The following is a 23,277-nucleotide window of genomic DNA, read 5'->3' as shown; positions in this document are numbered from 1 at the left end:
CCCGGGTCTGGCCGCCATCAGGCGGCAACGTCGCGCATCATGTAGCCCACGCCGCGGATCGTCTCGATGCGCAGAGTCGCGCCCGCGGCTTCCAGCTTGCGCCGCAGTCGATAGGCCTGCACTTCGAGCGCGTTGGACCCTACGGGCTCGGTGAGGCCGTACAATTGGTCTTCGGCGAACTGCTTGCTCACCACCTGACCGAAACGGCGGAGCAGCAGTGCGGCGAACTGGCGCTCGCGCGCCGTGAGCAGGACGGCGGCATCGCCCACGGTGAGGTCACCCGACACGGTGTCGAAGCGGACATTGCCGAAGCGCAGCTCGGCGCCGGACAGCGCACCTTGCCGTCGCAGTACCGCGTGGAGCCGCGCCGTGAGCTCTTCGACGTCGAACGGCTTGACGACATAATCGTCCGCGCCGGCATTCAGCCCGGCGATCCGCGCATCGAGCGCGCTGCGGGCGGATACTGCGATCACTGGGATCGGGTCGCTTTGTGCACGCAGGCTGCGGACCAGTGCCAGTCCGTCGCCATCGGGCAGTCCAAGGTCGAGCAGCACCGCCGCATAGCGCGCCGCCGCCAGCATCTGCCGTCCATCGGCGAGGTTGGTCGCGACGTCACTCTGGATGCCGCGGCGCTTCAGCGCTTCCATCAACGCAGTCGCGAGCGGCTGGTCGTCCTCGATCATCAGCACGCGCACGATTTCATCTTCCCGTAAGTTTGCTGTCAGCCGACGCTTCTAATGGCGCGCTGCAGCATCGACCGCAACGGATGTGTGTCTGCTATATTGCACCCGAGAGGTGAAGCTGGTGACTGGACATAATGTGGAAAGCAATACCCTGCCGGCAGCACGCCGGATGTCACTGCGCGCGCAGGGGTTGCTGGTCGGGGCGATCGTGGTCGCGGTGGTGGCCATCCTCGTGCTGGCGATGGGCGTCCGAGCCGCGCTGACCCCCAAGCCCGTTCCCGATACGCCGGTGCCAGCGGGCGCGTTTCGCCCGACCCAGCAGCAGCTGGCGCAGATGCAGTTCGCCACCGTCCAGGGCGGCGCCAATGTCGAGCTGGTGCGCGCCAGCGGCTCGATCCAAGCAGACGGCGACCATAGCACGCCGATCGTCCTCCCCTTTTCCGGCCAAGTGCTGCAGGTGCTGGTCGAGCCCGGCCAGCGCGTGACGCGCGGCCAGCCGCTGCTCCGCATCGCCTCGCCCGAGCTGATCGACGCGCGCAATACCCTGCTCAGCGCCAGCGCGCAGCGGGCGAGCGCCGCCGAGGCGCTCCGGATCGCACAGGGCAACGTCACCCGGCAGAAGGCGATTTATGAGACCGCTGGCGGTGCGATGAAGGACTATCTTCAGGCGCAGGCTGATTTCGTCGCCGCGCAGTCCGCCGCCCGCCAGGCCGAATCCGCCCAGCGCGCCGCGCAGGATCGGCTGGCGCTGTTCGGCAAGACCGAAGGCGCCGGCACCTCCGCCTATACCGTGTACCGCGCGCCGGTCTCGGGCATCATCGCCGATCGCAACGTCGCGCCGGGCCAGTTCCTGAGCAGCGGCAATGCGACGCCGGTGATGACCATCACCGATCCGGCCCGCGTCTGGCTCGTCGCGCAGCTGGCCGAGCGCGAGGCCGCGAGCATCCGCGTCGGCGACCAAGTCGTCGTGACCACGCCCGCGCTGCCCGGCCGCGAATTCACCGCGACGGTCGACAATGTCGCCGCCGGCCTCGATCCGACGACGCATCGCCTGCCGGTGCGCGCGACGATCGCCAATCCCGGCGGCGCGCTCAAGCCGCAGATGTTCGCCTCCTTCACGATCCGCCGTCCGGTCGACAGCGGCAAGGGCGTGCTCGTCCCCGCCGTCGCCGTGATCCATGAGGGCGACACGACGCGCGTGTGGGTGAAGGCCAAGGACGGCCTGATCTATGGCCGCCCGGTGCAGATCGGCGAGACCGATGGCGGGCTAACCCGCGTGCTCGGCGGCCTGAGTCCGGGGGATCGGATCGTCGCCAAGGGCGCGCTGTTCGTCAACGAGGCGGGTCTCGGAGAATGAACCGCCTGGTAGAAATGGCGCTGCGCCAGCGGATGCTGGTGCTCACCCTGCTGATCGGCATGATCGCAGCGGGCGTGATCGGCTTCATGAATCTCAATATCGAGGCCTATCCCGATCCGGTGCCGCCGATGGTGGAGCTGGTGACGCAGAGCGACGGCATTTCCGCCGAGGAGATGGAGCGCAACGTCACCACCCCGATCGAAGTGGCGATTGCCGGCCTGCCGCATCTGACTGCGGTGCGCTCGATCTCGCTGTTCGGCCTGTCCGACGTGAAGATCCAGTTCAGCTATGACGTGACCCACGAACAGGCGCAGCAGATGGTGCTCGGCCGCCTGTCGCAGCTCGGCAACCTGCCCAACAACGCGCAGCCGCTGATCTCGCCGACCAGTCCGATCGGCGAGATCTATCGCTACCGCCTCACCGGCCCGAGCGGCTATTCGGTGATGGACCTCAAGACCATCCAGGACTGGGTGCTCCAGCGCCGCTTCAAGCGCATCCCGGGCGTAATCGATGTGACCGGCTGGGGCGGCAAGCTGCGCTCCTACGAAGTCCAGCTCGACCGCGACAAGCTGACCGCGCACGGCATCACCGTGCCGCAGGTGCTCGCCGCGATCGGCAAGAGCGATTCGAACGTCGGCGGCCAGACCGTCAATTTCGGCGAGCAGGCGGCGATCGTCCGCGGCGTGGGTCTGATTCAGTCGGTCGACGCGATCAACAACGTGCTGGTCGGCAGCGCCGGCACCACCCCGTTGCTGCTGCGCGACGTCGGCCAGGTGAAGATCGGCAACCTGCCGCGCCTGGGCGTAGCCGGCGAGGGCCAGGACGACGACATCGTCATGGGTATCGTGTTGATGCAGCGCGGCGCCCAGTCGCTGCCGACGATCAACCGGGTGAAGGCGGAGATCGAGGAGATCAACACCAGCGGCGTGCTGCCGCCGGGGGTGAAGATCGAGCGCATCTATGATCGCTCGGACCTGATCGGCGTCACCACCAAGACGGTGATGCACAACCTGCTCGAAGGCGTGCTGCTGATCTTCATCCTGCAGTGGCTGTTCCTCGGCGACCTGCGCAGCGCGCTGATCGTCGCGATCACCATCCCCTTTGCGCTGTCGGTGGCGGTGCTGATCCTGGTGATCCAGGGTGAATCGGCCAATCTGCTATCGCTCGGCGCGCTCGACTTCGGCCTGGTCGTCGATGCGGCGGTGATCATGGTCGAGGCGATCTACCGAAGGCTGGCGGACCGATCGCACGCGATCTCCGAAGGGCGGATCCATGCAAGTCCTGCCAACCGCTTCTCGGCGATCCTGCATGCTTCCAGCGATGTCAGCCGCGGCATTTTCTTCGCCGCCGCGATCATTATCGCCAGCTTCCTGCCGCTGTTCACGCTTACGGGCGTGGAAGGCCATATCTTCGGCCCGATGGCCAAGACCTATGCCTATGCCATCGCCGGCGGCCTGCTTGCGGCGTTCACCGTCTCCCCGGTGCTCTCCGCACTGCTGCTGCCGGACAAGCTGAAGGAAGTGGATACCTGGGTGGTGCGGCAGATTCGCCGCGTGCTGGAGCCCGCCATTTCCTTCGCGATCGCCAACCGCGTGCTGACCTTCGCACTGGCGGGGCTGCTGGTGCTCGGTTCCTTCGCGACGATCCGCGTGCTCGGCGTCGAGTTCCTGCCGCATCTCGAAGAGGGCAACCTCTACATCCGCGCCAGCCTGCCGGCGTCGATCTCGCTCGAAGCGGGCGAGGATGCGGTGAACGGCATCCGCAAGATCATCGCCAGCTATCCCGAGGTCGATCGCGTCGTCTCGACGCATGGCCGCCCCGACGACGGCACCGATCCCACCGGCTTCTTCAACGCGGAATTCTACACGCCGCTCAAGCCCTTCGACAGCTGGCCGAGCGGGGTGACCAAGGAGAAGCTCACCGCCGAGTTGCAGGCCAGGCTGCAGGCGAAATATCCGGGCGTTGAGTTCGAATTCTCCCAGTACATCCAGGATAACGTCGAAGAGGCGTCGTCGGGGGTGAAGAGCTCCAACTCGCTCAAAATCTATGGCAGCGACCTCGAGACGCTCGAATCTATCGCCAACCAGATCAAGGCGCAGATGGCGCAGGTGAAGGGCGTCGCCGATCTCGGCATCTCCGATTCGCTCGGCCAGCCGACGGTCCGCATCGACGTCGATCGCGCCGCCGCCGCCCGCTACGGGCTGACGCCGGACGACATCAACTCCACCGTCGCCGCCGCAGTGGGCGGCCAGTCGAGCGGCGACCTCTACGAGAAGTCGACCGACCGGCACTTCCCGATCGTCGTCCGGCTCGATGCCGCGCAGCGCGACGACATCGAATCGATCCGCCGTATCCAGATCGGCGCGCCGTCTCCAACCGGCAACGGCATCATCCAGGTACCGCTGTCCGAAGTGGCGACGGTCAAGCTGACCTCGGGTGCGTCGTTCATCTACCGCGAGCATCAGGAACGCTATGTCCCGATCAAGTTCAGCGTGCGCGGGCGCGATCTGGGCAGCACGATCGGCGAGGCGCAGGCGCGGATCGCCAAGCATGTGCAGCTGCCGCCGGGCTATCATCTCGAATGGGCGGGCGAGCTCGGTAACCTGACCAACGCCGTTAATCGGCTGGAGGTGGTGGTGCCGATCAGCCTGGTGCTGATCCTGGTGCTGCTGTTCGCGAACTTCGGCTCGATCCGCGACACGCTGCTGGCGTTCAGCGTCATCCCGATGGCAATGGTGGGCGGCGTGCTCGCGCTGGCGCTGACGGGAACGGCCTTCAGCATCTCCGCCGCGATCGGCTTCGTCGCGCTGTTCGGCATCGCAGTGATGGACGGCATCCTCGTGGTCAGCACGTTCAACCAGAATGTCAACGAGGACATGGATCACACGGCCGCGATGGCGGCGACGGTGAAGCATTCGCTGCGCCCGGTGATCATGACCTGCCTTGCCGCCGCGATCGGCCTGCTGCCCGCGGCGATGTCCACGGGCATCGGCAGCCAGGTGCAGAAGCCGCTGGCGCTGGTGGTGGTGGGCGGCATGACGCTCGCGCCGATGCTGATCCTGCTGGTGTTGCCGCCGCTGATCCTGAAGTTCTCGCGCCACCAGGGCGCGCATGGCCACACCGTCCGTCGCCACCATGTCGACGGCACCCCGGCGGAGGAGGCATGATGCGCCGCACTTCCATGATCGCGCTCGTCCTGCTCGCCGGCTGCACGGTGGGCCCGCACGACCTGAGCAACCCGGTGCCGACGCCGCCTCCTCGGGCGCCCGGCACGATCGCCCCGACGAGCGGCGCGGCGCAGCAGCTGGTCGCCGGCGCGGCGGTGGTGCCGAACTGGTGGCAGGGCTTCGGCAGCGCCCGGCTCGACGCGCTGGTCGCGCAGGCGCTGGCGCACAACAACGACCTTGCCGCGGCCGAGGCCAATCTGCGCCAGGCGCAGGAGCTGACCAAGGCCGCCTCGGGCAGCACCGGGCCGCAGGTGGATGCGAGCTACCAGGCACAGCGCACGCGGATCTCCAAGGCATTGTCCGGCCCACTCGCCGACCAGAACGACTATCTCTACACGCTGCACACCGCACAGCTGAGCGTCGCCTATCCGCTCGACCTGTTCGGCGCCGGCCGCAACAAGGTGCGTTCGGCACGGGCGGCGGCCGAAGTGGCTGCGCACCGGCTGCACGCGGCGCAGGCCACCGCGGTCGCCAATCTGGTGCTGGCGGTGATCCAGCACGCCACGCTGCAGGCGCAGATCGAGGCGACGCAATCGGCGATCCGCGACAATCGCGATCTGGTCGATTTGCTGGAGAAGCGCCGCAAGCTCGGCGATATCGGCGAGGCCGATGTCGGCGCGCAGCAGACCGCGCTCGCCACGATCGAGGCGACGCTGCCGCTGTTGCTCCGCCAGGCGCAGCACCAGGCCGGGCTGATCGCGACGCTGACCGGCCAGGCGCCGGGCACTGCCGGCGACCTGCCCACGCTCGCCGAACTGCAGCTGCCCGCCAGCCTGCCGCTCGCGCTGCCGGCCGACATCGTCGCGAGCCGCCCGGACGTGCGCGCGGCCGAGGCGCAGGTGCGCGGTGCTGCGGCCGACGTCGGATCGGCGATCGCCGCGCGACTGCCCGCGATCACACTCAGCGGCAATGCCGGCGGCTCGGCGACCAAGTTCCTCGACATGTTCCAGGACGGCAACCCGTTCTTCTCGATCGTCGGCGGCATCACCCAGCCGATCTTCCACGCCGGGCAGCTCAAGCACCAGCAGCATGCGGCCGAAGCGGCGCTGGAGGAAGCCAAGGCGCAGTATCGGGCGACCGCGCTGCAGGCGTTCCTCGACGTCGACGATGCGATCGCGGGGCTGCGCACCGATGCCGAGGCCCTGAATGCGGCATCGCGCGCCGATGCGGCGGCGAGCCGCACGCTGGCGATGACGCGGCGGCAAGTAGAACTGGGCGCACTCGGCACGCTGCAGCTGCTCAACGCGGCGTCGGCGGCGTCGCAGGCCTCGGTGCAACTCGTCCAGGCCAAGGGTGCGCGGCTGGCCGACAGCGTGGCGCTGTATCTGGCTTCGGGCAGCACGCCGGCGGACCTGCAGTCCGCCGGCCGCTGAGTTACTTCCCCGTTGCCGGGACGTTCGCCGCGTTGACGTTCCAGCCGCGCACCGCGAGATGCGCCGCCGCGGTCACGCTTGCCGGATAGCGCACGCTCAGCACGCGGTGCTGGCCGGGGAGCAGCGAGACATAATTGTCGCTGTAGAAGGCCGGCAGGATACGCTTGCCCTCGGCATCGACCAGGGTGAGCTTGGCGTTCAGCACCGGCACCGTGCCCTTGTTCGCGACGGTGACGGCGATCACCTTGTCCTCGCCCTCCACCTTGGGCGTGCTTGCCTGCACCTCCAGCGGCACCGAGGCGAGGCTTTCCAGCGCGCGATAGGCGGTGTCGTCGCGGCCGCGCCAGTAGAAGTTGCGCGAGAGCTGGGTGCCCTTGGCATCGGTCAGCGTCAGCTCGACGAGCAGCATCGGGCTCGCCGCATAGAGCCGGTCGAGCGGCAGCACGTCGAGCGTGGTGACGCGGTTGGCGCGGGCGTCGACCTTGTCGGTGCGCGCGAAGAGCTGGACATTGTCTAGGCTGACCACCCGCGTCTTGGCAGTGAGACCACGCTGATCGTCGCGGGTGGTGTTGAGCACCACCAGCCGGTTGTCCGGTAGGTTGAGTTGGATGTGCAGCGGCTCGGCCGCACTCTTCGCCCCGTAGTAGGAGGCCTGGGTGTCATAGTCCCAGCTGTAGATCTGCCAGGTGTTGGACGGCCAGGCGGGGTGCGTCATCCACAGCAGGCGGCCGCTGTTCTTTGTCCACAGATGGCCCAGGAACCCCTCGAACATCGCCTTGTGCGTCTCGATGTTCATCATCTGCGCCTTGCGCTCGAAATCCTCGAAGCTCAGCGGCTGGCCGAACATTGCGGTCAGCGCGCTCATGAAGGTCTTGGTGTCGCCGTTCCCGCCGAAATGCCAGTCGTGATAGGCCAGCGTGTCCGACAGCGGCCAGCGATCCTTGGCGGGCATCGTCGCTGTGACGGACTCCAGCGTGGAGAGCGACGGCGTGCCCGTCTCCACCGAGAAGCCGGTGGCGAGATCGGTGAAATAGCCCTCCGGCTTGCGATAGTTGTACGGTCCCGAGCCCTGCAGGTTCACTTCGTTCGAGCTGCCGGTGTACCAGCGCGTGCCGTCCAACTCGCGGATCAGCTCGTCGAGGCCCTCGTTGAGCGTGGGATAAGGCACGCCTTCGTTGCGACCGAACCAGACGACGATCGAGGGATGGTTGCGATAACGCGCCACCACGTCGCGGGCATTGGCCAGGAACAGCGCCGCATCGTCCGGCTCGACCTGAAAATTCTGGGTCGACTGCCAGAAATCGTTGAGCACCATCATGCCGTTCTCGTCGGCAAGCTGGTAGAATTCTTCCTCGTCGTTATTGCCCATCCAGTTGCGGATGATGTTCATGTGCGCCTCGCGCTGGAGGCGGAAATAGGGGGTGAGCCGTTCGCGGCTGACCTGCTTCATGGCATCGTCCATGCCCCAGTTGCCGCCGCGCGCGGCGATCTTCACGCCGTTGACGCGGAGCACGAGATGCGGCTCGGGCAACGTCTCGTCGGGGATGGCGGTGACCGCCTTGGAGGTTTCCCCCGCCAGCGTGAGCGATTCTGCCCAGCCGGTGGGGCTGCGCTTGAGCGCCTCGTGGCGGACGTCGATCAGCTGCTGGCCGGCAAGGCCGCCATCGGTGGTCTGCACGTTGACGCGGCGCAGCTGGCCGAGATGGTCGAACAGCGAGAGGTCGTAGCTCACTTCGCGGATGCCGAAGCGCAGCGCCTTGCTGTCGCTAGGCTGGCCGCTGGCGGCGAGGTCGATCTTAAGATCGTGCAGCGCCGGATCGCCATAGCCGTTCGGCCACCAGAGCTTGGGATTGCGCACGGTGAGCTGGCGGAACTCGGACGGCGTGAAACGGACCTCGCCCCGGCCGGGCTGGGCGGTGATGGTCTTCTCGACCGTCACGTCGTCGAAGGCGGCGCGGATCGTCACCGACTGGGCAGCGCTACCGCGATTCTCGAACGGTACGGTGATGTAGACATCGGCGCTGTCGATGCGTGGCAGCGGCAGGTCGGTCACGACATGCGGATCGCCGATCTTGACGTCGCCGGTCGCCACCAGCTCCACGGGGCGCCAGATGCCGGTGTTGCGATCGCGGATGCCGGGGATCCAGTCCCAGCCCTCGGTCGCGACGAAGGTCGGGCCGTCGATGGCGAGCTGGCCGCCATTTTCGCCGACGCCGGCCTTGATCGACTGTTCGTGCGGGATGCCGGGATGCGGCGGCGGCGAGACGCGCACCGCCACGACATTCTCGCCGGCGGCGGGCGTGATCTCGAACTGGCCGCGGATGAAGGCGCCGCGCGTTTCCCCTTGGCGCTGCCCGTTGACCCACACTTCCGAGGCATAGTTGATTCCGCCGAACACGAGCGTCAGCCGCTTGCCCGCGGCTTCCGCGGGCACGGTGAAGCTGGTGCGGTACCAATAATCCTGCCGGGCGAGGCTCTCGGGAATCTTGAGGTTGTTCAGCCCGTAATAGGGATCGGGATAAACACCGCGATCGACGAGCGTGGTCAGCACCGTGCCGGGGACGGTGGCGGCGTACCAGGTGCCTTCCGGCTTGCCGGGCCTGGACAGCGCTGCGCCGTCGGCGGGCACGCCGGGGGCTGCCGCAAGCTGCCAGCCGTTGATCTGCCAGCGCAGCGGCCCTGAGGGAGCGAGGCTCGGCAGCGCGGGCATCGGCTTGGCGACGGGGGGCGAATAGGCGGTGTCGCTCTGCGGCAACGTCCAGGGATCCTGCTGGCGCGTCATGCCGATATTGGCGGTCTTCTGCAGGTTCCAGCCGACACCGACCTGCCACATCTGGACCAGCTCGAACGCAGGCGGGGCCGCGGCCTCGCCCTGCACTTCAGTTGCGCCCAGCGCGACGCCGCGCAGCTGCGCCTGGACCAGCGCCCCGCCGAAATGCGGCTGGCCCGGGGTAACGGGCGCCAGCGCAATACGCGAGGCGACTGCCGAGCCGTTGAGCGCGCCTTCGCCCACCTGCTTTCCGTCGAGATAGAGCCGTACCCGCCCGCCCTCGATTACCGCCGCGACATACGCCCAGCGCCCGGCGGCGAGCTTGGGCGTGCTGTTCACCGTCGAGCCGCTGCCGAAAAAGTGCAGCGCGCCGTTGCGCAGCCCCAGGCAGCGGCAGTCGCCCGCCGGATCGCCGAACGCGATCAGCGTCACAACGCCTTGCGGCACGACATCGGGCTTCACCCAGGCCGACAGCGTCACCGGCGCACCCGAGCGGAGCAGCGCGTCGGCGCCGCTCAGCGGCCGGTCGATGCCGATGCCGCCGGCGAGGAAGCTGGCATTATACGGCCCGGCATTGTCCGGCTCAGCCGCTTGGACAACGGAGATGGCGAGCAGCGCGGCGCCGGCCAGCATCGCACGGGTGAAACTGCGCATCGATTGTCTTCCCCCAAAATCGCGCCGGGCACGCCAGATCGGCGGCGCAGAACCCATATCGCCGGAACGGTCGGCGCTGCTTTTTTATTCACCAAATTTTGCAATTCAACCGGCGAGAACGGTTCCACGCTTGCGCCCCGGCCGCAAATCGACTGTTATCGCGCTCAAGATGAGTAGCGGCCGCCCTCCAATCCGCCTTTCCGGGACCAATCTGGAACGCGCCGCGGACCATAACCAGCGCGTGACGCTGCACGCCATCCGCGCCAATGGCTCGCTGACCCGAGTCGATCTGGCGCGGATCACCGGCCTCACTGCGGCGGCGATCGCCAACATCACCAAGCGGCTGCTCGCCGACGGGCTGATCCAGGAGGCCGGGCGGCGCTTCGGCGGGCGCGGCCAGCCGCCGACCAATCTGATCATCAATCCCCGGGCCTGTTATTCGCTGGGCCTCAACATCGATCGCGACCATGTCACGCTGGTACTGGTGGACTTTCTCGGCCACACGGTCGCCCGCGCTTCGCGCGAAATCGACTTTGCGTTGCCCGAGCAGGTCGCCGAGTTCTACCGCGCCGAGGTGGAGGTGCTGATCGCCTCGGCCGGAATCGATTCCAGCCGGATCGTTGGCCTGGGCGTGGCGACGCCCGACGATCTTGGCCTGATCGAGTTGCCCGGCAAGCCCGATGCCTATCGTCGCTGGGAACAGACCGATCTTGCCGAACTGCTCGCCTGGCCGCTGGACGTGCCGGTGTTCGTCGAGAACGACGCGGCCGCCGCCGCGATGGGCGAACTGCAGCTGGGCCTCGGCCTCCAGCACTCCAGCTTCTTCTACATCCTGATCTCCTCGGCGCTGGGCGGCGGCCTGGTGATCGACAGCAATTATTTCCGCGGTGCCACCGGCCGCAGCGGTGAGCTCGGCTTCCTCACGCACCGCGACCCGGACGGGGTGGTGCGGCAGATCCAGGCGCATGTGTCGCTCTCGGGCCTCGCCGCGCCGCTAGAGGCAGCGGGCTACTCCGTGCAGGACATGCTGACCTGTGACGGCGGCGATGCGACGCTCGAAGCCGTGGTCGACGCCTGGATCGAGGAAGCCGCACGGCTGCTGGTCGGGCCGCTGCTCGCGGTGAACTGCCTGATCAATCCCGAGACAGTGCTGATCGGCGGTCGCCTGCCGCGCCGCCATGTGGACCGGCTCGCCGAACGCGCCAACGTCCTGCTGGCCGAGCAGGGGGGCGATGCCCCGGCGCTGGCGCCGATCGCCCGCGCGCAGCTCTCCGCCGACGCGCCCGCCGTCGGGGCGGCAATCCTGCCGTTCAGCTATTTCCTGCTGCCCAAGAGTAGTGCGCTGTGGAAAGACACCGCTGACGGCGCAACCGCCACGGCTTGACCCTTCATTAAATAAACCGAATAACTTTAATCTTGTGCCCGGCGCCCCCGCGGGGCAGAGGAAGGGCCGCGCGCGTTGCGCGATGGTTCAGGAACAGACCGGCGTGCTGCCGGCCCGTCGGGGAGGAATGTCGGTGGCGATCGATCGCGTGCGAAACCAGCAAGCGCAGGGCGTCCGTCGCTGATGCCGAGCGCAACGCGTCCGGTTGCCGGCATCGAGCTCGGCGGCACCAAGTGCATCCTCACCCTCGCTTATGGCCCCGACCGGATCCTCGCGCAGGAAACTGTGCCGACCGAAGCGCCCGAGAAGACGCTTGCCGCGCTGGAAGCCGTGCTGGCAGGCTGGTGGGGGGCCGAGGGCTTCGCTGCGCTCGGCATCGCAAGCTTCGGCCCCGTCTGCCTCGATCCCGCGGACGATCGCTTCGGCCACATCCTCACCACTTCCAAGCCGAACTGGAGCGGCACGGACGTTGCGCGCCGCCTCGCCGCGCCGTTCGCGGTGCCGACGGCGTTCGACACCGACGTCAACGGCGCGGCACTCGCCGAGATGCGCTGGGGCGCGGGGCAGGGGCTCAGCGACTTCGCCTATGTCACGGTCGGCACCGGCGTCGGCGTGGGCCTGGTGATTAACGGCAAGCCGACGCGCGGCATCGGGCATTGCGAGATGGGCCATATCCGCGTGCCGCGCCTGCCGACCGACACTGCGCCGAGCGGCTGCCCCTTCCATGACGATTGCATCGAGGGTCTCGCCTCGGGCACCGGCATCCGCGCGGCGCTGGGCGACCAGCCCGTCGACAGCGTTGGCGAGGACCATCCCGTGTGGGACCGTGTCGCCTCGGCGATCGCGCTGCTGTGCCACACCATGGTCGCCACCGCCGGGCCGCAGCGCATCGCGATCGGCGGCGGGGTGATGCAGCGCCAGCCGCATCTGCTCGCCCGGATCGACCCGCTGCTGCGCGAGAGCATCGCGGGCTATCTGATGGTGCCGCCTGCGCCCTATATCGTCTCCCCCGCGCTGGGCGACCAGGCCGGGCCCTTGGGGCCGATCGCGATGGCATTGCAGGCGCAGGGCAACTAGTCGCGCGCAAAGTTCGGCCGGCGCATGGACTTGTGCGCCGGTCCTGCGGTATCGCCTCCCCCAACATCGTAAGGGGAGAGAGACATGTCCGCAGGCCTGAAGCTGCTATTGGCCACCACCATCCTCGCCGCCGCGCCCGCGATCGCGCAGCAGGCGCCGACAGCGTTGTCCGGGGCCGCGCATCCGGAGAAATGGCCGGTGGCCAAAAGCCGGGGCCTGATCGATCCCGCCACCGAGAAATTCGTCACCGATCTGCTGGCGAAGATGACGCTGGAGGAGAAGGTCGGTCAGATGATCCAGGCCGATATCGGCAGCATCAAGCCCGAGGATCTGGCGGTCTATCCGCTCGGCTCGATCCTCGCGGGTGGCAGCTCGCCGCCGCTCGGCGCCCCCGATCGCTCGCCCCGCGGGCCGTGGCTGGCGACGGCGCAGGCCTTCCAGAAGGCCGCGCTCGCCCGCAAGGGCAACCATGTCGCCATCCCGATCATGTTCGGCATCGACGCGGTCCACGGTAACAACAATGTCGTCGGCGCAACGCTCTTCCCGCACAATGTCGGCCTGGGAGCGATGCGCGACCCGGCGCTGATGGAGAAGATCGGCCGAGCCACCGCCGAGGAAACGAGTTCGGTCGGTATCGACTGGGCGTTCGGGCCGACGCTGGCCGTGCCGCAGGACGAGCGCTGGGGCCGCGCCTATGAAGGCTATTCGGAGGAGCCCGAGGTCGTGCGCAGCTATGCCAGCGCGATGATCCGCGGCCTGCAGGGTGCGCCGGGCACCAAGGACCGGCTCCAGAAGGGCTATGTCGCGGCCTCGGCCAAGCACTTCCTCGGCGACGGCGGCACGTTCGGCGGGCAGGACCAGGGCGATACGCGTGTCTCCGAAGAGGAGCTGATCCGCATCCACAACGCCGGCTATCCGGGCGCGATCGATGCCGGCACGATGACCGTGATGGCCTCGTTCAGCAGCTGGAACGGCGTGAAGATGCACGGCAACAAGTCGCTGCTCACCGATGTGCTGAAGGGCAAGATGGGCTTTGACGGCTTCGTCGTCGGCGACTGGAACGGCCATGCCCAGATCCCCGGTTGCACCGCGACCGATTGCGCGGCGACGTTCAACGCCGGGCTCGACATGGCGATGGCGCCGGACAGCTGGAAGGGGCTGTACGAATCGACGGTCGCGCATGTGAAGGACGGCACGATCCCGATGGCGCGGGTGGACGACGCCGTGCATCGCATCCTGCGCGTGAAGGTGCAGATGGGCCTGTTCAACGCCGCCCGCCCCTATGAAAGCAAGGCCGAGCTGGTCGGTGCGGCCGAGCATCGCGCGATTGCCCGCGAGGCGGTGGCCAAGTCGCTGGTGCTGCTGAAGAACAGCGGCGTGCTGCCGGTCAAGGCGAGCGCCAATGTCCTGGTCGCGGGGCCCGGTGCGGACTCCATGGCGCAAGAATCGGGCGGCTGGACGCTCAGCTGGCAGGGCGACGGCAACCCGAACGATATGTTCCCGAACGGCGAGACGATCTTCGCGGGCATCCAGGCGGCGGTGAAGGCCGGCGGCGGCACCGCGACGCTCTCGGCGGACGGCAGCTTCACCGCCAAGCCCGACGTGGCGATCGTCGTGTTCGGCGAGGAACCCTATGCCGAGATGCGCGGCGACGTGCGCACGCTGGAGTTCCAGCCGGGCGACAAGCAGGCGCTGGCGCTGCTCAAGAAGCTCAAGGGGGCGGGCGTGCCGGTCGTCTCGGTGTTTCTCTCCGGCCGTCCGCTCTGGGTGAACCCCGAGCTCAACGCTTCGGACGCGTTCGTCGCCGCCTGGCTGCCCGGCAGCGAGGGCGCGGGCGTGGCGGACGTGCTGATCGGCGACAAGGCCGGCAAGCCGCGCCGCGACTTCACCGGCACGCTGTCCTTCAGCTGGCCCAAGACCGCCGGCCAGTTCACGCTCAATCGCGGCGAGCCGGGCTATGACCCGCTCTTCGCCTTCGGCTATGGCCTCCGCTACGCCAAGCCTGGCGCTGTCGGCGCGCTGAGTGAAGTCTCGGGCGTCGATGCATCGCTGGCCAATACCAGCATCTTCTTCGCCAAGGGTGTCACCCCGGCACCCTTCTCCTTCGCGACCGACAGCAAGATCACCCGCAAGACCGTCGACGGCCCGGCGACGCAGGAAGGCGCGCAGCAGCTCACCTGGCCCGCCGGCCCGGCGACGCTGCGCATCGGCGGCGGCGACCTCGATCTCAGCCGCGAGACCAATGGCGACCTGTCGCTGCGGCTCGTCTACCGCGTCGATACGGCACCCACCGGTCCGGTGCGGCTGTCGATGGAAGGCGGCAAGAACACGGGAACGATCGATGCGACCAGCCTGTTCACCGGCAAAAGCGGCTGGCAGACGGTCAACGTGCTGCTGAAATGCTATCAGAAGAACGGAGTCGACGTGACCAAGGTAAACGCACCGATCGTGCTCCAGGCGAGCGGGCCCTTCACGCTCTCTCTGGCCGAGGCAAAGATCGTCTCCGATCCCAACAATTCGGTCTGCCCGGGCCAATGAGCGATATCGAGGTCGTCGAGATTGCGCGCGGCGCTTTCCGTGCGCAGTTTCTCACGCTGGGCGCGACGCTCCACCGGCTCGAGGTGCCCGATCGGCACGGCCGGTCGGAGAATGTCGTGCTCGGCTATGCCGACCTCGAAGACTATCGCCGCCAGCCGCCGCGCTATTATGGCGCGGTGGCGGGGCGCTACGCCAACCGTATCGCTGGCGGGCGCTTCCCGCTGGATGGCGAGACCTTCCAGCTGACCACCAATGAGAACGGCAACAGCCTCCACTCGGGGCCGGACGGGTTCGATCAGCAATTCTGGACGATCGAGGCACGCAGCGAGAGCGCCGTTACCTTCCGGCTCGACACGCCGCATGGCTGGAACGGCTTCCCCGGCGATCTGGTCGCGCGGGTGGACTATGCGCTGGAGGAGGACGGCCTGGCGGTGCGCTTCACCGCGACGTCGGACCGAGCGACGATCGTAAATCTCACCCAGCATGCGTACTTCAACCTCGCGGGCGAGCGCAGTGGGGTGACGGTGCTCGATCAGCTGCTGCAGATCCCGGCCAGTGCGATCACGCCGGTGAACGACGCGATGATCCCCACCGGCGCACTGGCGCCGGTGAAGGGTGGCGCGTTCGACTTTCGCAACCCCAAGCCGGTCGGCCGCGATATCGATGCGGCGGATGCACAGCTCGCGCTGGGGCAGGGCTACGACCATAATTTCGTGCTCGATGGCCCGGCCGGGTTCGAGCGTCGGGTCGCGACGCTGTTCGATACGGGCTCGGGGCGGGTGGTGGAGGTGCATTCCACCGAGCCGGGCGTGCAATGCTATTCGGGTAATCATCTCGCCGGCGGCGCGCCCGGTACCGGTGGCGGCGTGTATCCCAAGCGCGGCGGGCTCTGCCTCGAGCCACAGAAATTCCCGGACAGCCCCAACCAGCCCGCGTTCCCCTCGGCGCGGATCGAAGCGGGCGAAATCTACCGGCACAGCATGGCGTTTCGCTTTCGCACGGCTGCGAGTATCGACGAAGCATTCGCGTGACGCAGCCGATCCCGGTCGCATGCCGGAGGCGCGGCGTGGCGCGTGGTTGCCCGCACTTCCCCCGCCGGATAGATCGGGACCATGGCTAAAGCAGAACGCCTCGAACGGCTCGACCAGCGGCGCATCGAATGCGAGGCGGAGTATCGCGCCGTGTTGATCACCGCGTTGGAGCGCACTGCCGCGGGCAAATGGGGCCTGTTCGATCATCAGCGGGATCGCCACGCGCGCGCTGCCGTCAAGCCGACGCTGGAGCAATTGGCGGAGTTGGGAGAGGAGATCGATGCCGCGCGCGATCGACTGGGGCTCCCGCCCTATCCGCTGCAGCAGCAGTTTCTCGCCGCGCGCGGTCCGGTCGGGCCCTCGGCGGTAGGCGAGCCCAAACAGGCGCGGGCATGGCTGGATCGGCTGGCCGTCGAGGCGGGCGGATAGGTCGCGACGCGCGCAGATCCGGTGGAACACGGAGGCGGCGAATCTTAGAAGCTTGTTAAGCGCGGCCGCGTACCTGTGAAGGCATGAAGGAGGACGCGCCCCCCAGAAGCGCGCATCGCTGCGCAATACGGTGCTGGCGCGCTTGACCGCGGTTCGCGTCCTTGCCCTGTGCGCCTGCCTGATCGTGACGGCGCAATTCGCGGCCTATATGCTGATCGAAGCAAACCGCGCGGATCGCACTGCGCTCGAAGCCGAAATCGAGACGCTGACCGATCTCGCCCGCAGCATCTCCAACGCCGAGGATGCGCTCCACAATGTGGCGGGTCATGGCAATAGCAGTGAGTCGATCGCGCGGTTCTACATGTCGCTGCGTGATGTCGAGACGCTGGCACCGCGGCTGGACCAGGCGAACGAGAAGCTGGGGCTGACCCGCGAGGTCCGCATCGATATCCGCACGCTCGTCACCGGGTGGCGGCGGACGGTGGCGGCGTTCGAGGCGCGCAACGACGCGCAGGCGATCGGCTACCTGACCCTGCCGGCCGCCGAGCGCGCAATGGATACGGTGCAGCGATCGATCGAAGCGGTGATCGCCCGAGGCCGGGCCGATTCCGCGCGTCGCTCGACGACGATCAAGACGGTCTTTTCGGCGCTGTTCTGGTTCCAGATCGGCTCCGTCATCCTGCTGGTGCTTGCCATCGGCCGGGCCTATCGCCGCGTGCAGGCCGAATCGCAGGCGCGCTGGCGGGCCATCGAGAACGAGGCGGGCACGCGGCGCCGGCTGGAACTGTTGTTCGGCATGCACGACATGCTGCAGGCGGCCGAAGACCATAGCGACGCCAACCTGATCCTGTCGGCAACGGCATCCGAACTGGCGCCCGACGTGGTCGGCGCGCTCTATGTGTTCAACAACAGCGGCGACAGGCTGCATTTGTCGACCCATTGGGGGCAGGCGCCCGACGCCGCGGCGCCGCCGCAGACGATCGCGCCCAACGAATGCTGGGCGCTCAAGCGCGGCAAGCCGCATCTCAACGGCGAGCGCGACAACGGTCTGCGCTGCATCCACGCGGGCTGTGGTGTGGGCGTGGCGATCGAGGTGCCGATGATCGCGCGCGGCAACATCCTCGGCATGCTGATGCTGATGCCCAGCGGCGTGGCCCGGGAATCGCACAAGGATTTGCTGCTGATCGCGACCGCACTGGCCGATGGCATGTCGCTGGCCCTGTCCAACATCGCGTTGCGCGAGCGGCTGCGCAACCAGGCACTCCGCGACGGACTGACCGGCCTCTACAACCGCCGCTACATGGAGGATGCGCTGGAGCGGATCTTCGATGCGAGCGGCCCCGATTCGCCCACCTCGTCGGTGATCATGATCGACCTCGATCATTTCAAGCGGATCAACGACGAGCACGGCCATGCGATCGGCGACAACATCCTGCGCGATGTCGGGCCGCTCCTGCTGTCCGGGCTGCGCAAGACCGATGTCGCCTGCCGGTACGGCGGCGAGGAGCTTGTCGTCGTTCTGCCCAATTGCGACCATGAGCATGCGATGGCGCGCGCCGAGACGATCCGCGCGCGCATCGAGCAGCTGTCCGACGCCTATAATTTCCGGATCAGCGCATCGCTGGGCGTCGCCACCACCGGGCAGCACGGGCGGACCATCCCGGCGCTGATGTCCTCGGCGGACGGCGCCCTCTACGCCGCCAAGTCCAATGGGCGGAACCGCGTGATGAGCGCCGACCCGACCCGACCCGCGCAGGCCGAGACGACCCAGGATCTGCCGCTCGCCGCCGAGTGAGCGGGGAGCGCGATGCCTAGTCGGCATCCCCGCCATCGCCGCCGGACCGCTGCGAATAGGTGATGCGGATGCGCACCCAGCTGCCAACCATCAGCCGGCTGTTGACCCGCGGCGCCTTGACCCGGAACTGGAATGCCGCCTGCCGCACTGCGCCCGCATAGCCGGATCCGCGCGGAAACTCGCCCAGCTCCTGGCAGTCGGTCACCTGATAGCGCTCGATCGTGCGGCAGGCGACCTCACCCCAACCCTCGCGGCCCAGCGCGCGCTGCGGCAGATAGGGGGAGAGCTGCGCATTGGTCGGGTGACGATACCAGTCGGCGGCATAGAGCGTCTCGCCATGCGGGCCGCTGCCGGCGCGGGGGGTGTCATCGGCACCGCTGCCGCCGCCGGCATCGGCGGTCTGGGTGTTCCCCTGGTCGCCCGATTGCGATGCAGGCGCTTTGGCGATGTCCGACGCAGCGTAATCCCGGCGGCTCATCACGATGAAGCTCGGCGGGCCGCTGGAGACAGGCGGCGTGACCGGCGGCGGGGGCAGCGCGGCAGTGGGTGGCGTCGGCTGTTGTGCCTCCGCCTTCTCACCGGCGCGCTTGCGGGCCTTTTCGGGTGCCTTCGCGGCGTCCTTCTCGGCCGGGGCCTGCTCGCCTTCCGAAGCCTCGATGCCGAATACCACCGTTTTCGGCTTTGATTTGGGTTCGATATGGGGCGCCATCCACAACAGCAGCAGTGCGATCAGCAACTCGATCGCCAGCGCCAGCAGAATCGCAACGGTGCGTCCGCGCAGCGAAGCGCGCAGCCGGCGCACGGGCGAGGCGGACGTGGTGGACAGCATGGCGCGCAGGACACTCAGGAAGGGGCGAATCCGGGGAATCCGGGATCGCCGAAGCGGTCGCTATACACCTTGGCCGCGGCGGCGGGAGTGGGGCGAAACCGTGTCGGCATTCCGCACTTCCGCCGCCTTTGTGACGGCCTCTGCAACAATCAGTCGCGCAGCAGCTCGTTGATGCCCGTCTTGCTACGGGTCTGCGCGTCGACCGTCTTCACGATCACCGCGCAGTAAAGGCCGGGCTTGCCGTCCTCGGACGGGAGCGTGCCGGGCACTACCACCGCATAGGGGGGCACCTCGCCGCGATGGACCTGGCCGGTCGCGCGATCGACGATCTTGGTCGAAGCGCCGAGGTAGACGCCCATCGACAGCACCGCGCCTTCGCCGACGCGGACGCCCTCTGCCACTTCGGACCGCGCCCCGATGAACGCGCCGTCGCCGATGATCACGGGATCGGCCTGCAGCGGCTCGAGCACGCCGCCGATGCCGACGCCGCCCGAAAGATGGACGTTCTTGCCGATCTGCGCGCAGCTGCCCACCGTGGTCCAGGTATCGACCATGGTGCCTTCGCCGACATAGGCGCCGATATTGACGAAGCTGGGCATCAGCACCGCGCCCTTGGCGATGTGCGCGCCGTGGCGGACGATGCTGCCCGGCACCGCGCGGAAGCCGGCGTCGCGGAACGCGGCCTCGCCCCAGCCGGTGAACTTCGAGGGCACCTTGTCGAACCAGGCGGTGCCTTCGGGACCGGGCACGACGACATTGTCGTTGAGGCGGAAGCTGAGCAGCACCGCCTTCTTCAGCCACTGGTTGACCTGCCAGCCGCCGTCCACCGGCTCGGCGACGCGGGCTTCGCCGCGATCGAGCAGGTTGAGCGCCTCGGCGACGGCTTCGCGCACCGCACCGTCGGTGGCGAAGCTCAGATTGGCGCGGTCTTCCCAGGCGGCGTCGATCGTCGCGGTGAGATCGGTCATGTCAGCTCTCCAAGATGCTGTGGAGCCAGGCTCCGAGATCGGTGATGGTGTAGTCGATGAAGCTGCGGTCGGCGTCAGGTGCCTGTTCCGAGCCGTTGTCGATCCAGACGGTGGTCATGCCGATCGCCTTGGCTGGGCCCAGGTTCCGCGCCATGTCCTCGACGAACAGCGATGCGTGCGGATCGAGGCCGTACGCATCGCACAGCCCCTGATACGCCGCGGGTTCGGGCTTGGGGCGGTAGCTGGTGGCGTGGATGTCGTGGATCGCCTCGAAGGTCTCGCCCAGGCCGAGCCTGTCGAGTACCTTCCGGGCATAGGGCGCATCGCCGTTGGTAAAGATCAGCTTGCGGCCGGGGAGGCGTGCCAGCGCCTCGACCAGCGCTTCGTTCGCTTCCAGCACGCTCATGTCGACGTCGTGGACATAGTCGAGATAGTCGTGCGGATCGGTGCCATGTTCCTGGATCAGCCCGTACAGCGTGGCACCATGCGCGTGGAAATAGGCCTTCTGCACCTTGTGTGCCTCTTCCGGCGAGCAATGGAGCAGGCGCTGAACATAGTCGCCGATCCGCGCGTCGATCATCGCGAACAGATTGGCGCTCGCAGGATAGAGCGTGTTGTCCAGATCGAAGATCCAGGTGCGGACGTGCGAGAGCGAGGCGAGCATCGCCGGGGCGTGTAGGAGGTGCCCCCCGCCGCCGCAAGCGCCACGCATCGCCGTGGCTTTCCTCGCGGCCGGGTAAACGCAAAAAAAACGACTGCGCGCGTAGGGGAAGACCCTCTGACACGAGGGTTTTTCGGTATGCGAGTGGCGTTGCGCGTAGGATGGATGCACACGGCCGCGCTCGGTGGCCTCGTCGCGCTGGGTGCGTGCAGCGGCGGCGGCGGCGGGGGTGGCATTGCGAGCACGCCGGCACCCGCGCCCGCGCAGCTCCCGGCACCGACGCCGACCCCTACGCCGACCCCGGTACCCACGCCGACACCGACACCGACACCGGTGCCGACCACCAATTACGATACGACAGAGTATCGCACCACCGTTGGCGCGGTCTCGATGAACGCGCTGGTGGCCTACAACAAGGGCGCCACCGGCAGCGGCATTAAGGTGGGCGTGATCGATTCGGGCATCGACGTGCAGAGCCCTGAGTTCGGCGATTGTTCGGCCGGGTTTGGCACCGGCAGCTGCCGTATCCTCGCCAGCTCGAGTGATCCCGGCGGCAATGGCTCGGTCGACGATGTCGGCGGGCATGGCACCGCGGTAGCTTTCACCATCGCCGGCCGGCGCAACGATGCGGGTACGCATGGCGTGGCATTCAACGCCCAGCTCGTCGTCGAACGTGCGGACCAACCCGGCAGCTGCAACGGCACCGACACCGGCACGTGCAAATTCTCCGACAGCGCCATCGCCACGGGGCTTGACCGCGCGCGGCAGGCGGGCGCGCGTGTCGTCAACATCTCGCTCGGCGGCGATACGGCGTCGTCGACGCTAGCCTCGGCGATCGACCGCGCGACCGCGGCGGGGGTGATCGTGGTGATATCCGCCGGCAATGACGGCGGCGCCAATCCAGATGCCTTCACCAGCGCGGCGACCAACGCGGCAATTTCGCGCGGGTTGGTGATCATCGCGGGTTCGGTGAATGCCAGCGACAAGATTTCCAGCTTCTCGAACCGCGCCGGCTCCTCCGCCGCCGTCTATCTGGCGGCGGTAGGCGAGGGCGTGCGCGCGCCCGATGCGAACAACACCGCCTATATCTGGTCCGGCACGTCTTTCTCGGCGCCGCAGATAACCGGCGCCATCGCATTGCTCGCCCAAGCCTTCCCGAACCTGACCGGCAAGCAGATCGTCGACCTGCTTTACGCGACCGCGCGCGACGTGGGCGATCCCGGCGTGGACGCGATTTATGGCCGCGGCGTGCTCGATCTCACCCGCGCCTTCCAGCCGGTGGGCAGCATGTCGGTTGCAGGCACCGGCGCAGTGATCTCACCGACGATCAACGGCACGCTGAGCGGGCCGATGGGCGATGCCAGCCAGGGCGCGCTCAGCATGGCGGCGCTCGATTCCTTCGGGCGCGCTTATACGACCACGATCAACCGCAGCTTCCAGCGCCAGAGCCTGTCGCGCAACCTGCCGGCGCTGATGGCGACGCGCGATCGCAGCTTCTCGGTCGGCGGCGATCAGATGCGCGTCGCCGTATCGCTCGTCCCCTCGGCCGACTCAGTCCGGATCGAGCGGCTCGGCATCACCAGCCGCGACGCGGGCGTGGCGCGCATGTTGGCGACGACGGTAAGTGGCCGGCTGGGCGCCAAGGCACAGTTCGCCTTCGGCGCCTCCCAGACCGGCAACGTCCTCACCGCGCAGCTGGCGGGTCGCGACGACCCCGCCTTCCTGATCGCGCGCGATCCGTTGAGCAATGCCGGCTTCGATACCGACGTCGGCGGATCGGCGGCGGTGCGCCAGGCACTCGGCCCCTGGGGGCTGACGATCGCCAGCGAAGTCGGCGACGTACTCAGCCAGCGGGCAGGCGACGCGGCGGCTTTGCAGGCGCGCTGGCTGCGTTTCGGCTATGGCCGCAGCACGGTAGCGATCGATCGCCGCTTTGGCGGGCTCAACGCCAGCGTCGGCGTCACCCGGCTGTCGGAGGACAATACCGTGCTGGGAGCGCGGTTCAGCGCGGGGCTGGGCGCGGCGCGGGCAAGCAGCCTCTTCGCCGATCTGGGCGTTCGCTGGGATATCGGCCTGGGCCTCAGCCTCGGCGGGTCGCTCCGCCAGGGCTGGACCAACGTCCGGTTGCGCGAGGGCATCCAGGGCTCCGGTCTCATCCGCACCAACGCCTGGGCGGCGGACATCGGCAGGGACGGGCTGTTCGGCAGCGACTCGATCGGCCTGCGGGTCGCCCAGCCGCTGCGGGTGGCGCGCGGTGGCATCGGCCTCACCCTGCCGCAGGGCTGGGACTATGAAACGCTGAGCGTGACCAGCTGGAACAGCCAGCGGATCAACCTCGCGCCCCTCGGCCGCGAGATCGATTACGAACTCCGCTATCACTGGCGTTTCGCCGATGGCGATGTGAGCAGCAACCTGTTCCTCCGCCGCCAGCCGGGCAACATTGCCGCGATGCCGAGCGATCTGGGCGGCGCGGTGCGGCTGAGTTTGGGCTTCTGACGGCT

At 68.0% G+C, this 23,277-nt stretch carries 15 protein-coding genes; 10 read left to right on the top strand and 5 right to left on the bottom strand.

Going from position 1 to position 23,277, the window contains the following annotated elements; translation table 11 throughout:
- Positions 1 to 17: 17 nt before the first annotated feature.
- Positions 18 to 695, bottom strand: a complete 678-nt coding sequence (locus tag RT655_RS09905; RefSeq protein WP_313536455.1) for a response regulator transcription factor — start codon at positions 693 to 695, stop codon at positions 18 to 20.
- A gap of 100 nt (positions 696 to 795) precedes the next feature.
- Here RT655_RS09905 and RT655_RS09900 point away from each other — a divergent pair, with 100 nt between their 5' ends.
- The 3 genes from RT655_RS09900 to RT655_RS09890 are packed head-to-tail and all read left to right on the top strand — an operon-like array spanning position 796 to position 6,640.
- Positions 796 to 2,040, top strand: coding sequence for an efflux RND transporter periplasmic adaptor subunit (locus tag RT655_RS09900; RefSeq protein ID WP_313536453.1), 1,245 nt, complete (start codon positions 796 to 798; stop codon positions 2,038 to 2,040).
- On the top strand, positions 2,037 to 5,207 hold the full coding sequence (locus RT655_RS09895; RefSeq protein ID WP_313536451.1) for a CusA/CzcA family heavy metal efflux RND transporter: 3,171 nt from the start codon (positions 2,037 to 2,039) through the stop codon (positions 5,205 to 5,207). Before RT655_RS09900 ends, RT655_RS09895 begins: the two co-directional genes overlap by 4 nt.
- On the top strand, positions 5,207 to 6,640 hold the full coding sequence (locus RT655_RS09890; protein WP_313536449.1) for an efflux transporter outer membrane subunit: 1,434 nt from the start codon (positions 5,207 to 5,209) through the stop codon (positions 6,638 to 6,640). Before RT655_RS09895 ends, RT655_RS09890 begins: the two co-directional genes overlap by 1 nt.
- A 1-nt stretch (position 6,641) precedes the next feature.
- On the opposite strand, the gene RT655_RS09885 is transcribed toward RT655_RS09890, so the two are convergent.
- Positions 6,642 to 10,064 (bottom strand): glycosyl hydrolase 2 galactose-binding domain-containing protein, encoded by a 3,423-nt coding sequence (locus tag RT655_RS09885; protein WP_313536448.1) that lies wholly within the window; start codon positions 10,062 to 10,064, stop codon positions 6,642 to 6,644.
- Between the two features lie 169 nt (positions 10,065 to 10,233).
- Here RT655_RS09885 and RT655_RS09880 point away from each other — a divergent pair, with 169 nt between their 5' ends.
- From RT655_RS09880 to RT655_RS09855, 6 genes are all read left to right on the top strand, one after another.
- Complete coding sequence (locus tag RT655_RS09880; protein ID WP_313536446.1) at positions 10,234 to 11,448, top strand: ROK family transcriptional regulator; 1,215 nt, start codon at positions 10,234 to 10,236, stop codon at positions 11,446 to 11,448.
- Between the two features lie 183 nt (positions 11,449 to 11,631).
- On the top strand, positions 11,632 to 12,525 hold the full coding sequence (locus RT655_RS09875) for an ROK family protein (protein WP_313536444.1): 894 nt from the start codon (positions 11,632 to 11,634) through the stop codon (positions 12,523 to 12,525).
- An 84-nt stretch (positions 12,526 to 12,609) separates the two neighbouring features.
- Positions 12,610 to 15,063: a glycoside hydrolase family 3 N-terminal domain-containing protein gene (locus tag RT655_RS09870; RefSeq protein WP_313536442.1), complete on the top strand. Its 2,454-nt coding sequence runs from the start codon at positions 12,610 to 12,612 to the stop codon at positions 15,061 to 15,063.
- On the top strand, positions 15,060 to 16,094 hold the full coding sequence (locus RT655_RS09865) for an aldose epimerase family protein (protein ID WP_313536440.1): 1,035 nt from the start codon (positions 15,060 to 15,062) through the stop codon (positions 16,092 to 16,094). The genes RT655_RS09870 and RT655_RS09865 overlap by 4 nt, the downstream gene beginning before the upstream one ends.
- A gap of 81 nt (positions 16,095 to 16,175) precedes the next feature.
- A complete protein-coding gene (locus RT655_RS09860) occupies positions 16,176 to 16,523 on the top strand; it encodes a hypothetical protein (protein ID WP_313536438.1) in 348 nt (115 codons plus the stop codon).
- Between the two features lie 142 nt (positions 16,524 to 16,665).
- The gene (locus RT655_RS09855) at positions 16,666 to 18,318 is read left to right on the top strand and encodes a sensor domain-containing diguanylate cyclase (protein WP_313536436.1); all 1,653 of its coding nucleotides are present in this window, start codon (positions 16,666 to 16,668) and stop codon (positions 18,316 to 18,318) included.
- 16 nt (positions 18,319 to 18,334) lie between these two features.
- On the opposite strand, the gene RT655_RS09850 is transcribed toward RT655_RS09855, so the two are convergent.
- From RT655_RS09850 to RT655_RS09840, 3 genes are all read right to left on the bottom strand, one after another.
- Positions 18,335 to 19,147 (bottom strand): hypothetical protein, encoded by an 813-nt coding sequence (locus tag RT655_RS09850; protein WP_313536435.1) that lies wholly within the window; start codon positions 19,145 to 19,147, stop codon positions 18,335 to 18,337.
- A 149-nt stretch (positions 19,148 to 19,296) separates the two neighbouring features.
- Positions 19,297 to 20,115, bottom strand: coding sequence for a 2,3,4,5-tetrahydropyridine-2,6-dicarboxylate N-succinyltransferase (gene dapD, locus RT655_RS09845; RefSeq protein ID WP_313536433.1), 819 nt, complete (start codon positions 20,113 to 20,115; stop codon positions 19,297 to 19,299).
- Between the two features lies 1 nt (position 20,116).
- Complete coding sequence (locus tag RT655_RS09840) at positions 20,117 to 20,779, bottom strand: pyrimidine 5'-nucleotidase (RefSeq protein WP_313536943.1); 663 nt, start codon at positions 20,777 to 20,779, stop codon at positions 20,117 to 20,119.
- A 162-nt stretch (positions 20,780 to 20,941) separates the two neighbouring features.
- Between RT655_RS09840 and RT655_RS09835 the strand changes: the two genes are divergently transcribed.
- Entirely contained in the window at positions 20,942 to 23,272 is a 2,331-nt protein-coding gene (locus tag RT655_RS09835; protein WP_313536432.1) for a S8 family serine peptidase, read from the top strand.
- Positions 23,273 to 23,277 lie beyond the last annotated feature (5 nt).

The organism is Sphingomonas sp., from assembly GCF_032114135.1.
GTDB lineage: Bacteria > Pseudomonadota > Alphaproteobacteria > Sphingomonadales > Sphingomonadaceae > Sphingomonas.
The sequence above is the reverse complement of the archived record's forward strand: the minus strand, read 5'-3'. Positions and strand labels throughout refer to the sequence as shown.

Bases quoted from the DNA above. Each gene is read 5' to 3' on its own strand.
- RT655_RS09870 (WP_313536442.1), top strand. From the start codon at position 12,610: ATGTCCGCAGGCCTGAAGCTGCTATTGGCCACCACCATCCTCGCCGCC.
- RT655_RS09835 (WP_313536432.1), top strand. From the start codon at position 20,942: ATGCACACGGCCGCGCTCGGTGGCCTCGTCGCGCTGGGTGCGTGCAGC.
- RT655_RS09850 (WP_313536435.1), bottom strand. From the start codon at position 19,147: ATGCTGTCCACCACGTCCGCCTCGCCCGTGCGCCGGCTGCGCGCTTCG.
- RT655_RS09860 (WP_313536438.1), top strand. From the start codon at position 16,176: ATGGCTAAAGCAGAACGCCTCGAACGGCTCGACCAGCGGCGCATCGAA.
- RT655_RS09875 (WP_313536444.1), top strand. From the start codon at position 11,632: ATGCCGAGCGCAACGCGTCCGGTTGCCGGCATCGAGCTCGGCGGCACC.
- dapD (WP_313536433.1), bottom strand. From the start codon at position 20,115: ATGACCGATCTCACCGCGACGATCGACGCCGCCTGGGAAGACCGCGCC.
- RT655_RS09895 (WP_313536451.1), top strand. From the start codon at position 2,037: ATGAACCGCCTGGTAGAAATGGCGCTGCGCCAGCGGATGCTGGTGCTC.
- RT655_RS09880 (WP_313536446.1), top strand. From the start codon at position 10,234: ATGAGTAGCGGCCGCCCTCCAATCCGCCTTTCCGGGACCAATCTGGAA.
- RT655_RS09885 (WP_313536448.1), bottom strand. From the start codon at position 10,064: ATGCGCAGTTTCACCCGTGCGATGCTGGCCGGCGCCGCGCTGCTCGCC.
- RT655_RS09865 (WP_313536440.1), top strand. From the start codon at position 15,060: ATGAGCGATATCGAGGTCGTCGAGATTGCGCGCGGCGCTTTCCGTGCG.
- RT655_RS09840 (WP_313536943.1), bottom strand. From the start codon at position 20,779: ATGCTCGCCTCGCTCTCGCACGTCCGCACCTGGATCTTCGATCTGGAC.
- RT655_RS09890 (WP_313536449.1), top strand. From the start codon at position 5,207: ATGCGCCGCACTTCCATGATCGCGCTCGTCCTGCTCGCCGGCTGCACG.